We start from the raw sequence: 13,128 nt of genomic DNA, 5'->3' as shown, positions 1-13,128 counted from the left end.
GATGACTGATCGCACCTCAAGTGCACCCAGCGACATCCGCAAGGGCGCTCTGCTGTTCATTTTCTTCACGGTGCTGCTGGACGTGCTCGGCCTGGGCCTGGTGATTCCGGTACTGCCGAAGCTGGTCGAGAGCTTTGCCGGCGGCAATACCGCACATGCGGCCGGCATCCTGGCGCTGTTCGGCACCGCCTGGGCGCTGATGCAGTTCCTGTTCTCGCCGCTGCTCGGCATGCTGTCGGACCGCTACGGCCGGCGCCCGGTGATCCTGATCTCCTGCCTGGGCCTGGGGCTGGACTACGTGCTGATGGCGCTGGCGCCGGATCTGAGCTGGCTGTTCGTCGGCCGGCTGATTTCGGGCATCACCGCGGCCAACTTCTCCACCGCCGGCGCCTACATCGCCGACGTGACCCCGCCCGCCAGGCGTGCCGCCGGTTACGGCGTGATCGGCGCCGGCTTCGGCGTCGGCTTCGTCGTCGGCCCGGCGGTCGGCGGCCTGCTCGGCAGCGTCGACCCGCGGCTGCCGTTCTGGATCGCCGCGGCGCTGGCGCTGGCGAACTTCGGCTACGGCTGGTTCGTGCTGCCGGAATCGCTGCCCAAGGCCAAACGCACCGCGAGCCTGGTCTGGCGCCGCGCCAACCCGGTGGGGGCGCTGAAGCTGCTGCGCACGCACCCGGACCTGCTCGGCCTGGCCAGCGTCTACGGGCTGTTTCACCTGGCACATCAGGTGTTTTCCAACACGTTCGTGATCTACGCCAGCTACCGCTACGGCTGGGACACGCGCCAGGTCGGCTGGGCACTGACCGCGGTCGGCGTCTGCGGCATCATCGTCCAGGGCGGCCTGGTGCGGCGCTGCGTGGCGCGCTTCGGCGAGCGCCCAACCCTGCTCGCCGGCCTGGCCTTCGGCACCGTCGGCCTGTCGCTGTGGGCCTCGGCGGCGACGCCGACGCTGTTCTGGGTCGGCCTGCCGATGATTTCGCTGATGGGCCTGTTCGGCCCATCCGCCCAGGGCCTGATGACGCGCCACGTCAGCCCCAGCGAGCAGGGCCGCCTGCAGGGCGCCAACGCCAGCCTGATGGGCATCGCCGGCGTCGTCGGCCCGAGCCTGTTCAACCTGAGCTTTTCCTGGTTCATCGCGCCCTCGGCTGGCCACCACCCCTGGCCGGGCGCGCCGTTCTGGCTGGCGGCGCTGCTGCTCGGCGGCGGGCTGCTGCTGGCCGCGCACTACACCCGCGCCGCGCAGCGCCATGTCGAGCAGCCGGCCTGAGCTAAGCTGCGCCGCATGAGTACGTTTGAGCCGGTAAGGCTGGACAAATGGCTGTGGGCCGCGCGCTTCTACAAGACCCGCACGCTGGCCCAGGAGGCGATCGACGGCGGCAAGGTTCGCTACGAGGGTGAACGCGCCAAGCCGGCCAAATCGGTGGCGCTGAACGCGACGATCCGCCTGCGCCAGGGCTATGAGGAACTGGAAGTCGTCGTCAAAGGCCTGTCGGACAAGCGCGGCGCGGCGCCGGTAGCGCGGTTGCTGTATGAGGAGACCGAGGCCAGCCGGCGAGAGCGCGAAAAAGCAGCCGAGCTAAGGCGGATCCAATCCGCGTCGTTCGAGTCGGTGAGACCGGACAAGAAGCAGCGCCGCCTGCTGGAAAAGCTCAAGCGGACCTTGATCGATAGCGGCCACGATTGAGTCACGGCGCAAGCCCGGGCTCCAGCCGGGCCGCGGCCAAATAAGAGGCTGGCCTCACTTTCTGCCGGCCTCAACGACAAAAGCCGCCACTGAACGAATCAGCAACGGCCTTTGAAGGCGGTCGTTCCCTGCCAACACTGGGAATTGGAAGAGCCGGGCCTTCCCTGCCTGCTCGTCCGATTCCTCGCCACGCATCCTTGCGTAGTAGCCCATGGCTCGGGACCGCAGGCCAAGCATGCCAAGCAGGCACTGAATTGACAATGAACTCCTCGGAATGGGGCGCCAGAACTTGAGAACTCGAGGTTCTAAAGATAGCCGGATTGATATCGCTTGATTGTGGACACCGCGTCACATCCCTAAAATGCGACTTCGCTCCATTTGCCTGGTTTGCCCTTGTCAGCCCCCGCCGCTCCCACGCCAGCCCCCTCGGCCAGCCCTTATGTGCAGGCCGAAACCGCCCCCGTGCCGCGCCGGCCGGTGGTCGACAGCGCCGCGATACAGTTGCTGAACCAGCAATACGCGCCGCTGGACTTCGAGGCGCGGATCCGCCGGCTGTACAGCGACTTCCCGCCCGAGAAAGTGCTGGTGACCTCGTCGTTTGCGGCGACCTCGGCCTACTTTCTGCACATCGTCGCGACGATCCGCCCCGAGCAGGTCGTGCACTTCATCGATACCGGCTACCACTTCCCGGAAACCCTGGAATACCGCCAGTACCTGATCGACCGCTTCGGCCTGACGGTCAAGGACGTGCGCGCCGAGGACTGGCAGCACCAGTTCACCCAGGAAGAGAAAACCTGGGCCAAGGACCCCGACTTCTGCTGCTCGGTCAACAAGGTCGAGCCGCTGGAACAGATCAAGGCGCAGTATCAGGTCTGGGTGTCGAGCCTGATGCGCTGGCAGACCGAGCACCGCGCCGAGCTGGACATCTTCGAAGTGCGTCGCGGCGTGATCAAGTTCAACCCGATGATCGACGTCAGCCAGGAGGAGCGCGACGCCTACATCCGCGAGCACGACCTGCCGTTTCATCCGCTGGTGGCCAAGGGCTACTCGTCGATCGGCTGCAAGCACTGCACGGTGCCGGGCGACGGCCGCAGCGGACGCTGGGTCGGCAAACCCAAGACCGAGTGCGGGCTGCACCTGTAGGCGTCGCCATCCCGGGTTTCACCGGGGCCAGGGATCGCCAGTAGCCCGGGTGAAACCCGGGAGGTCTCAGGCCACCAGCTGCAAGTTCGCCAGCCGCGCGTACAACCCGCCGCTCTTGAGCAGCTCGGCCGGCGTGCCGATCTCCACCACCCGGCCCTGCTCGATGACGACGATGCGATCGGCGCGCTGCACCGTCGACAGCCGGTGCGCGATGATCAGCGTGGTGCGGCCGCGCATCGCCGCTTCCAGGCCCTTGCCGACCAGCACTTCACTCTCGGCATCGAGCGCGCTGGTGGCCTCGTCCAGCAGCAATAGCGGCGGATTGCGCAGGATCGCGCGGGCGATCGCGATGCGCTGGCGCTGGCCGCCGGACAGGCGCACGCCGCGCTCGCCGAGGAAGGTCTGGTAGCCCTCGGGCAGACGCAGGATGAAGTCGTCGCACAGCGCGGCCCTGGCCGCCGCGATCACCTCGTCGTCGCTGGCGGCGGCGCGACCGTAGCGGATGTTTTCCATCGCATTGGCCGAGAAAATCACCGGCTCCTGCGACACCAGGCTGATCTGCTCGCGCAGTTCACGCGGATCCAGATCGCGGATGTCGACGCCGTCGAAACGGATCGCGCCCTCGGCGACGTCGTAGAAGCGCAGCATCAGCTGGAACAGCGTGGTCTTGCCGGCACCGCTGGGGCCGACCAGCGCGACGGTCTCGCCCTCCTTCACGTCGAGCGTGATGCCGTCGAGTGCAAGCTGCGTCGGACGCGACGGATAACGGAAGCTGATGTTGTCAAAAGCCAGCCGCGCCTGACGCAGGTTCGGCAGATGTTGCAGTCGCACCGGCGCGGCGATCATCGGTTTGGCGGCGAGCAGTTCCATCAGCCGCTCGGTGGCGCCGGCGGCGCGCATGATGTCGCCCCAGACTTCGGCAAGCACACCGACACCGCCGGCCGCGAACACCGCATACAGCACGAAGGACGCGAGTTCACCGGCGGTCATCGTGCCGGCCGTTACCGATTTGGCGCCCAGCCACAGCACGAACACGATCGCGCCGAACACGCCGCCGATGATGCCGGCGGTCATCAGCGCGCGAACCCGCGAGCGGCGGATCGCCGAGGCGAAGCTGGTTTCAACGGTGACGTCGAAGCGCTTGGCCTCCGCCGGCTCCTGCGTAAACGCCTGCACCGTCGGCATCGCATTCAGGATCTCGCCCGCCATCGCGCTGGAATCGGCGACGCGATCCTGCGATTCGCGCGACAGCTTGCGCACGCTGCGGCCGACCCAGACCAGCGGCGCGACCACCACCAGCAGCAACACCACGGTCACCGCGAACAGCTTGAAGCTGGTCACCGCCAGCATCACCAGGCCGCCGATGAACTGGAAGAAACTGCGCAGGCCCATCGACACCGAGGAGCCGACCACGGTCTGCACCAGCGTGGTATCGCCGGTCAGCCGCGACAGCACTTCGCCGGTGCGCGTGGTTTCGAAGTATTCCGGCGACTGCTCGAGCATGCGCGCGTAGACCGCACTGCGCAGATCGGCGGTAACGCGCTCGCCGATCCAGCTGACCGTGTAATAGCGCGCGGCCACGGTCACGCCCCAGAACAGCGCGATCACGAACAGCGCGAGAAAATGCCAGTCGATCGACTCCTTGCCGATGAAGCCGAGGTCGATCAGATCGCGGAACGCCAGCGGCACCACCAGCATCGTCACCGAGCCCAGGACGAGCATGACCAGCGCCAGCGTGATGCGGCCACGGTAGGGGCGCAGATATGGCAGCAGTTGCTTGAGCGCGCCGACCCGGCGCGTACGTGCCGTCGCGGCTTTGGCGGCGGCTTCGGAATCCGGGCCCGTGACAGGCGCGGTGGTAGTTGCAGTCATGAGGACAGATTGATCCGGACGAAGACGGTCTAGGCAGACAGCCCTTAGCATACGCCCTCGCCCGCCCGCATCCGGCTCAAACCCATGACTGCTGCCACCGACCGCCCCCTGGATCGCCGCGATCTGCGCACGCTGGGCCTGGCCGCGCTCGGCGGCGCGCTGGAGTTCTACGACTTCGTGATCTTCGTGTTCTTCGCGGTGGTGATCGGCAAGCTGTTCTTCCCGCCGGACACACCGGAATGGCTGCGCCAGTTCCAGACCTTCGGGCTATTCGCGGCGGGTTATCTGGCGCGGCCGATCGGCGGCATCGTGATGGCGCATTTCGGCGACCGCGTCGGCCGCAAGAAGATGTTCACGCTGTCGGTGTTCCTGATGTCGCTGCCGACGCTGGCGCTGGGCCTGTTGCCGACTTACGCCACCGCCGGCTACGCCGCGCCGCTGTTGCTGCTGTTGATGCGTCTGCTGCAGGGCGCCGCGATCGGCGGCGAAATTCCGGGCGCCTGGGTGTTCGTCTCCGAGCACGTGCCGGAGCGCCGCGTCGGCTTTGCCTGCAGCGTGCTCACCGCCGGCCTGACCTTCGGCATCCTGCTCGGCTCGCTGGTGGCGACGGCGATCAACCTGAGCTTCAGCCAGGAAGCGATCCTCGATCACGTCTGGCGGCTGCCGTTCCTGCTCGGCGGCGTGTTCGGCCTGATCGCGGTGTGGCTGCGCCGCTGGTTGCACGAAACGCCGATCTTCGAGGCGATGCGTCAGCAGAAACAGCTGTCGGCCGAGCTGCCGCTGAAAGCGGTGTTGCGCGACCACTGGCGCGCGGTCGCCGGCGGCATGCTGCTGACCTGGACGCTGACTGCGGCGATCGTCGTCGTGATCCTGATGACGCCGACGCTGATCCAGAAAATGTTCGCGGTGCCGGCCCCGCAGGCGCTGTTCGCCAACAGCATCGCCACGCTGTGCCTGACCATCGGCTGCCTGATTTATGGCCTGGCCGCGGATCGCTTCGGCGGCCCGCGCGTGCTGCTGCTGGGCTGCCTGGCGCTGCTGGCATCGACCGCGGCGCTGTACACCGGCCTGGCGCACGCTTCGCTGCCGCTGCTGCCGCTCTACGGGGTCGCCGGCTTCTGCGTCGCCATCGTCGGCGTGATTCCGTCGCTGATCGTGCGCTCGTTCCCGGCAGCGGTGCGCTTCAGCGGCCTGAGCTTCAGCTACAACATGGCCTACGCGATTTTCGGCGGCATGACGCCACTGATCGTCACCTACGCGCTGAAGTGGAGTCCGCAGTTCGCGCCGGCCTGGTATGTCGGCGCGCTGTGCCTGCTGTGCTCGGGTTTTGTTGCCGTCCGATACTTTCTGCTGCCGCCGCGGACCGCGCCGGCCGGGTTGACCGCCTGAGGATAGCCGCTATCCTGCCCGGCCCTGTTTTCTTCTTCTGCGGAGCTTGTGCCTCGTGTGGTTTAAAAATCTCCAGCTGTATCGCCTCGACAGGGAATGGACGCTGCCCGCCGGCGAACTCGAGGACAAGCTGGCGTTACGGCCGCTGCTGCCGTGCAGCGCGATGAGCAGCGAAAGCCGCGGCTGGGTGTCGCCGCGCGGCGACGAGCAGCTGGTCTACGGCGTCGAGAAGCACCTGATGCTGGCACTGGGCACCGAGCAGAAGCTGCTGCCGTCGTCGGTGGTCGCCGACGCGGTCAAGCAGCGTGCCGCCGAGTTCGAGAAAGAGAAAGGCTTCAAGGCCGGGCGCAAGCAGCTGCGCGACTTCAAGGACATCGTCTCCGCCGAACTGCTGCCGCGCGCGTTCGCGCGCCGCAACGTCACCCGCGCCTGGATCGACCCGGTGGCGCAGCGCATCGTCGTCGACACCAGCTCGCCGACGCGTGCGGAGCAGGTCATCGAGCATCTGCGCGACACGCTGGGTGAGCTGTCGGTATCGCTGCCGGTCACCGAGGTCTCGCCCGGCCAGAGACTCACCGAATGGCTCAGCGCGCGCACCGCGCCGGGTCACTTCGACCTCGGCGAGGAATGCGAGCTGACCGGTACCGACGCGGCCAAATCGGTGGTGCGCTATCTGCGCCATTCGCTGGAAGTGGACCAGATCCGCCGCCATCTCGAGGAAGGCCTGAAAGCCAGCCGCCTGGCGCTGACGTGGAATGGCCGGCTCGGGCTGGTCGTCAACGACAAGCTGCAGATCAAGCGCGTCAAGTTCCTGGAAATGGACGAGGCCGACGAAGGCTCCGGTACCGAGGACGCCGAGCGCGCGTTCGAGGCCGAGTTTCTGCTGATGGCGGGCCAGTGCGGCCCGATGATCGACGAGCTGCTGCAAGCCTTCGTCTGAGCTGGTTCGCGGGGCAGCGCTACAATCAGCGGCATGAGCCTGCCGATTGCCGATGCGGTGACCGCGATCTTCGCCGAGGGCGGCGAGATCTTCATGACGCGCCGCCACCCGGCGATGCTCGCCTTCCCCGGCTACCAGGCTTTTCCCGGCGGCAAGGTCGACAAGGAAGACGCCGCCGGCGCGGCCTTCGAGCATCCATTGCTGGCGACGCACGACCGTCGGCTGATGCACGCGCTGTCGCGCGAGCTGCGCGAAGAACTGGCGTTCGATCTGCCGGCGGCAGTGGATTCCGGCCTGGTCATCGGCATCGAGCTGTGCGCGCGCGCGCTGACGCCGACCGCGTTCCCGCGCCGCTTCGATACCTGGTTTTTCGTGCTGCGGCTGACACGTCGCCCGGCGTTCGTCGTCGACGAGCGCGAGGCCATCGACTGGAGCTGGGCAGCGCCGGCGCAATGGCTGGCGGCCTGGCAGCGCGGCGAGATCATCGCCGCGCCGCCGACCAAGGCCTGCCTCGACGCATTGACGTTGGACATGAGCAAACCGGTGGTGCGGCGAATGACGCCGATCGACGATCCGCTGGGCGATCCGCTGAAGGATCCGACCTCGGAGGCCGACGACGCGCTGACCGTGATCCAGAGCATCAACGGCCTGCGCCAGGTGTTCGTGCGCTCCAACACGCTGCCGCCGGCCGAGCACACCAACTGCTTCGTCATCGGCGACGAAGGCGCGCCGCGCATCGCCGTCGATCCTTCGCCGCGTGACGCCGCCGAACTGGCAAGACTCGAAGAAACCCTGCTGGGCCTGGGCGTTAATCAACTGCTGATCACGCATCACCACGTCGATCACAACCAGTTCGCCGACACGCTGGCGCGCAAGTTCGGCTGGCCAATGCTGACCAGCGCGACCACACGCATGCGCATCGCCAAACGCTCACCGGGCTTCTTCGACGGTCTCGATCTGCGGCTGGTCGCCGAAGGCGACGAGATCACGCGCTGGCTCGGCGAACCGGTGCAGGTTCTGGAAGTGCCGGGCCACGACGACGGCCAGATCGCGCTGATGCCGCAGGGCCGCGCCTGGTGCATCGTCGGCGACCTGATCCAGGGCGTCGGCACGGTGGTCATCAGCAAGCCCGAAGGCGACATGCGCCGCTACTTCGAGACGATGGACCGCATGATCGCGCTCGCGCCGCGCTTCATCTTCCCGTCGCACGGCGTCGGCATGGGCACCACGTTCCGGCTTGAGGAAACCATGCGCCACCGGCGCATGCGCGAAGCCGAAATCCTCGCGCTACAGCGCGCCGGGCAATCGATGCAGGACATGCTGGCCGCGATCTACAAGGACCTCGATCCACGGCTGATACCGCTGGCGCTGCGCAATATCGAGAGCCATCTGGACAAGCTGCGCGCGGACGGAATGTTGATCCTGTAGGAGCGGGCTTGCCCGCGACTGCGAAACCTCAGTCGCGGGCAAGCCCGCTCCTACATCGCGAAATCGGCGTTCATGCCTGATCAAGTGCACAAGTGCTGCGATGCGTCTCTTCAACATCGCGGAGACTCCCATGGCACGTCCGATCTGGACCGGCACCATTTCCTTCGGCCTGCTCAACGTGCCGGTGCAGCTGTACTCCGGCGAGCGCTCGGTCGATCTGCATTTCCGCCTGCTGGATTCGCGCGACAAAAGTCCGATCCGCTACGAGCGGGTCAGCGCCGAAACCGGCAAGGAAGTCGCGTGGAAGGACATCGTCAAGGCCTTCGAATACCGCAAGGGCAATTACGCGGTGATCGATGAAAAGCAGCTGCGCAAGGCCGCACCGGAAGCGACGCAGACGATCGACATCGAGACCTTCGTCGACCGCGAATCCGTGCAGGCCTCGTATTACGAAAAACCCTACGTGCTGGTGCCGATGAAAAAGGCCGACAAGCCTTATGTGCTGCTGCGCGAGACCTTGAAGAAAACCGGCAAGGTCGGCATCGCCAAGGTCGTGATCCGCACGCGCCAGTATCTGGCGATGCTGCTGCCCGACGGCGCCGCGCTGATGCTCAATCTGCTGCGTTTTCCTCAGGAAATCGTCGCCCACGACGAATTCAAACTGCCCGAGGGCAAGCCAGCCGACTTCAAGATCAATGCGCGCGAGATCGACATGGCGGCGCAGCTGATCGAATCGATGTCGGTGGAATGGAATCCCGAGGACTACAAGGACGACTTCCGCGACAAGCTGACCGCGATCGTCGAAAAAATGGTCAAGGAGCAGTCCGACGATCTGGTCGCCGAGGACGACGAGGAAGAAGAGCAGCCGAGCAAGGGCAAGGGCAAAGCCACACAGCCGGACTTCATGGCACTGCTGAAGCAGAGCATCGCCGCCAAGGGTCAGAGCCAGAAAACCGGCCGCGCCAGCCGCAGCCCGAGCCGCCGTCGCAGCACGCATACCAAGGCGCCAGCGAAGACCGCGAGCAAAACCGCGACGAGCAAACGCAAAAGCAAGTAGGCGGAAACCCTACCCTCCGTTCGTCCCGAGTAGCCCGCGATTTTTTGCGGGCGTATCGGGACGAACAGGGTTTGGTGGCAACTTCAACAACAAACCAGCGCACATAAAAAAAGCCCGGCGATTGCTCGCCGGGCTTTTTAATTCCCGCCAGATCGATCTGGCGGGTGATCAGACCTCGATCAGCCTTCGGTCACCTTGAACTCGACGCGACGATTGTTCTCGCGTCCTTCCTCGGTGTCGTTGGTGTCGATCGGGTTGGACTCGCCGTAGCCCACCGGCTTCAGGCGCTTCTGCTGCACGCCATTGTCCTCGAGGAACTTCTGCACCGCGATCGCACGACGCTCGGACAGGCCGAGGTTATAGGCCTCGGTACCGATCCAGTCGGTGTGGCCTTCCACGTCCACCTTGATGTTCGGGTAAGCCGACAGCGTCTCGGCGACCTCCTTCAGGATGACCTTGGATTCCGGCAGCAGGCGATCGGAGTCGAACTCGAACTTGACGCCGCGGAGCACGAAGCGACGGTCCAGAGCGCAACCGCGGGCATCGACGGCTTCACCCGGACGCGGCTTGCGGCAATCGCCGGCCGGCGCGCAACCATCCGGCAGCACCTTCAGGCCTGGAGGCGTGTTCGGGCACTGATCCTGGTCGTCCGGAATGCCGTCACCGTCGCTGTCCAGCGGGCAGCCATCCGGGCCGACCTTCTGACCCACCGGCGTGTTCGGGCACTTGTCCAGATTGTCCGGGATGCCGTCGCCGTCGCTGTCCGCGATCGGGCAACCGACTGCGTTCACGGCCTGGCCAGGCGCGGTCTTCGGGCACTGGTCGAGGTAGTCCGGGATGCCGTCGCCATCGCTATCCAGCGGGCAGCCGTTCGGGTCGACCTTGACGCCGGCCGGGGTACCCGGGCACTTGTCGAGGAAATCCGGAACGCCGTCGCCGTCGCTGTCGACCGGGCAACCGTTGGCATCGACGATCGCGCCGGGCGGCGTGCCGGGGCAGCGGTCGAGGTTGTCGGGCACGCCGTCGCCGTCGCTATCCAGCGGGCAGCCATCGGGGCCAACTGCGGTTCCCTTGGGCGTATTCGGGCACTTGTCCAGGTAATCCGGAACGCCGTCGCCGTCGAGATCGATCGGGCAGCCATCGGAGTAGACCTTGACGCCGCGGGGCGTATCCGGGCACTTGTCGAGACCGTTGGGCACGCCGTCGCCGTCGTCGTCGGCCGGGAACGCGCCGAACTTGTACAGGAAGCCGACCGAGAAATCCCAAAGGTAGAACGTGTCCTCGGGGACATCGCCCTTCTTGTTGATGAAGTCCAGGCTGTAACGGCCCTGCATGCGGAAATCCCAGTGCGGGCTGAGGTTCAGCATCGCACCGCCGCCGACGCCGACACCACCGCCACTGAGGTTCTCGTCGAGAAAATCAATGAAGTGGTAGTTGACGTTGGCAAGCACGAACGGCCGGATCGGAATCTCCTGCGGCAGCACGTACTGGATGAAATTGAAACCAATGGTCGGGCGGCTGTAGTCGTACTTGCCCTTCACATCTTCGACATTGAGCTTCAGATAGTTGGCTTCGAGCTCGATGCCCTGCCAACCGGTGATCGCGCGGCCGACGGAGAACGATCCGTAGGGGCCGAACTTAGCCGAATCCGTTCCCGCGTATGACGCACCGCCCGAAAGCGAGGTGTACCAACGCTTATCCACCTCGTCGTCCTGCGCCATTGCCATGGTCGCCCACAGCAAGGCAGCGACGGCGAAGCCAAGCTTCTTCAGCATTACATTCTCCCTGTACGGCATGAAAACAGTGCAACCCCCGCCGTCCCGGCCGATCCGGGTGACGTCCAACCCATCTTTTTTTCCCAAAACCGGCGATGGGCATAGCTCAGGTGCTATTCACGGCTGGCCGGTATCTGTAGATTATGCCCTGTACGCACTGGCTTACAACAGACTTCGGATGAAGTTGATGCCGAGCCGGTCGCGCAATCGGGCGATCAACACTGAGTGGGAATGGGAGTAGAGATGAAAGGGATGCGAATTCTGGTGCCCCTGTGGGCGCTTTTGCTGACCGCGTGCGGCGACGGGAGTATCCAGAGTCCGGATTTCACCGCCGTGCTCAAAGGTCTGCAGGTTCAGGACCGGGCGACTTCGTCCAGCACCGTGACTGCCGCTGCCGGCACCACCGTGCAGTTCGATGCGATCGGGCAGTTCAGCACGCCGCCGGGCTCCGAGACGGACACCACGGCGCAGAAGGTCGATGCCTCGTGGGAGAGCACCGACGTCAATGTCGCCACCATCGACGGCGACGGCCTGGCGACGGCCGTTTCGCCGGGCGTGGCGACGATCACCGCCAGCAAGGGTGATTTCACGGCCACCGCCACGCTGACGGTCACCGAGGCGCAGGTCGTCTCGCTGTCGATCATCCGCACCGGTGACTCCACCCAGACCGCGCTGACCAGCGACACGATTCCCAAGGGTGGCCAGCGTAGCTATACCGCGATCGCGACGCTGACCAATGGCGCCAAGGTGGTCAACCCGACCACCAGCTGGACTTCGTCGGTGCCGACCGCGGTGCAGGCCGATTCTCCGGCCGACCCGACGCCGACCAAGGTGTTCAAGTCACCCTCCTCGGCCACTAACGGCGCCGTTTCGGTGATCGAGGCCAGCAGCCCGGCTCCGAACAACACCACGATCCGCGCCAGCCTGCCGGTCACCGTCAGCGCCGCGACGCTGACCGGTGCATTGGAGGTCAGACTGAACCCGGCGAGCCCGATCCCGATCAACTCGTCGACCATCGCGACCGCCTACGGCGCCTACAGCGACGGCTCGATCAGCCCGATCAGCAATTCGTCGATCGACTGGACATCCGGTTCCGACACCCTTGCCACGGTGGACGCGAACGGCAAGGTCACGACCAAGACGATCGAAGGCACGGTGGACATCATCGCCACGCTCAAGACCGGCGCGGAACCGCAGATCGTCGGTGCTGCACGCACCGCCAGCACGCCGCTGCTGATCACCGGCGCGGTCTGCACCAGCCCGCTGCTGGCGCCGGCTCAGGTCACGGTCAGCACCAGCCCGCTGTGTCTGCTGTGCAACGTCGATTCGCCGGATAACCTCGTCGATGCCGACAGCAGCAACTTCGCCCAGGCCAACATCGGCGTCGGCCTGCTGACCCTCAGCTCGGTCACGATCGACGTCAAAGGTACCAAGATATTCCCGGGCGGCCCGAACACCAACGCGGGCTTCATCGTCGGCCATCCGGCTGGTCAGCTGGTGTCGGCGGAACTGCTGGCGCAGGTCACGGTATCCACCTATCTGGGCGCCACGGAGACCGGCGACACCAGCAGCGACAGCAATCCGCTGACGGTCGACCTGCTCGGCATCACGCTGATCGGCAACAACGAGCAGGCACTGTTGTCCATTGCCTCGACCAAGTCGTTCGACAGTCTGCGCCTGACCTACAACGGCGGCCTGTTGACTGCGCTGTCCGGCCTGCAGGTCTACAGCGCCTGCGGCACCACGGCACCGCCGGCGGCCACGCCGTAAGCCTCCGCTTCATCGCATCAAACAAAAAGGGCGCCGAAAGGCGCCCTTTTTGTTTGCCGATGATTTCGCGGCC

10 protein-coding genes are annotated in these 13,128 nt (G+C 65.8%); 8 read left to right on the top strand and 2 right to left on the bottom strand.

Annotated features, from left to right (window positions below; all coding sequences use genetic code 11):
* The first annotated feature begins 1 nt into the window (after position 1).
* The 3 genes from ACQZF9_RS06545 to ACQZF9_RS06535 all read left to right on the top strand — a co-directional run bounded on the left by ACQZF9_RS06545 (position 2) and on the right by ACQZF9_RS06535 (position 2,824).
* A complete protein-coding gene (locus ACQZF9_RS06545; protein ID WP_428312450.1) occupies positions 2-1,264 on the top strand; it encodes a TCR/Tet family MFS transporter in 1,263 nt (420 codons plus the stop codon).
* 15 nt (positions 1,265-1,279) lie between these two features.
* Positions 1,280-1,681: an RNA-binding S4 domain-containing protein gene (locus ACQZF9_RS06540; protein ID WP_428312449.1), complete on the top strand. Its 402-nt coding sequence runs from the start codon at positions 1,280-1,282 to the stop codon at positions 1,679-1,681.
* Between the two features lie 462 nt (positions 1,682-2,143).
* On the top strand, positions 2,144-2,824 hold the full coding sequence (locus tag ACQZF9_RS06535) for a phosphoadenylyl-sulfate reductase (RefSeq protein ID WP_428312448.1): 681 nt from the start codon (positions 2,144-2,146) through the stop codon (positions 2,822-2,824).
* Positions 2,825-2,890: 66 nt separating this feature from the next.
* Here ACQZF9_RS06535 and ACQZF9_RS06530 read toward each other — a convergent pair whose 3' ends face one another.
* Positions 2,891-4,696, bottom strand: a complete 1,806-nt coding sequence (locus ACQZF9_RS06530) for an ABC transporter transmembrane domain-containing protein (protein WP_428312447.1) — start codon at positions 4,694-4,696, stop codon at positions 2,891-2,893.
* Between the two features lie 84 nt (positions 4,697-4,780).
* Between ACQZF9_RS06530 and ACQZF9_RS06525 the strand changes: the two genes are divergently transcribed.
* From ACQZF9_RS06525 to ACQZF9_RS06510, 4 genes are all read left to right on the top strand, one after another.
* Entirely contained in the window at positions 4,781-6,085 is a 1,305-nt protein-coding gene (locus ACQZF9_RS06525) for an MFS transporter (RefSeq protein ID WP_428312446.1), read from the top strand.
* A gap of 55 nt (positions 6,086-6,140) precedes the next feature.
* A complete protein-coding gene (locus tag ACQZF9_RS06520; RefSeq protein WP_428312445.1) occupies positions 6,141-7,025 on the top strand; it encodes a recombination-associated protein RdgC in 885 nt (294 codons plus the stop codon).
* A 33-nt stretch (positions 7,026-7,058) separates the two neighbouring features.
* On the top strand, positions 7,059-8,453 hold the full coding sequence (locus ACQZF9_RS06515; RefSeq protein ID WP_428312444.1) for an MBL fold metallo-hydrolase: 1,395 nt from the start codon (positions 7,059-7,061) through the stop codon (positions 8,451-8,453).
* Positions 8,454-8,583: 130 nt separating this feature from the next.
* Positions 8,584-9,510 (top strand): Ku protein, encoded by a 927-nt coding sequence (locus ACQZF9_RS06510; protein ID WP_428312443.1) that lies wholly within the window; start codon positions 8,584-8,586, stop codon positions 9,508-9,510.
* Between the two features lie 179 nt (positions 9,511-9,689).
* Here ACQZF9_RS06510 and ACQZF9_RS06505 read toward each other — a convergent pair whose 3' ends face one another.
* Positions 9,690-11,285 (bottom strand): thrombospondin type 3 repeat-containing protein, encoded by a 1,596-nt coding sequence (locus tag ACQZF9_RS06505; protein ID WP_428312442.1) that lies wholly within the window; start codon positions 11,283-11,285, stop codon positions 9,690-9,692.
* Positions 11,286-11,528: 243 nt separating this feature from the next.
* Between ACQZF9_RS06505 and ACQZF9_RS06500 the strand changes: the two genes are divergently transcribed.
* Positions 11,529-13,055 (top strand): Ig-like domain-containing protein, encoded by a 1,527-nt coding sequence (locus tag ACQZF9_RS06500; protein WP_428312441.1) that lies wholly within the window; start codon positions 11,529-11,531, stop codon positions 13,053-13,055.
* Positions 13,056-13,128 lie beyond the last annotated feature (73 nt).

The organism is Hydrocarboniphaga sp. (genome assembly GCF_965279055.1).
Classification (GTDB): domain Bacteria; phylum Pseudomonadota; class Gammaproteobacteria; order Nevskiales; family Nevskiaceae; genus Hydrocarboniphaga.
Note: the sequence above shows the minus strand (reverse complement) of the source record. Positions and strands in the feature narration are given on the sequence as shown.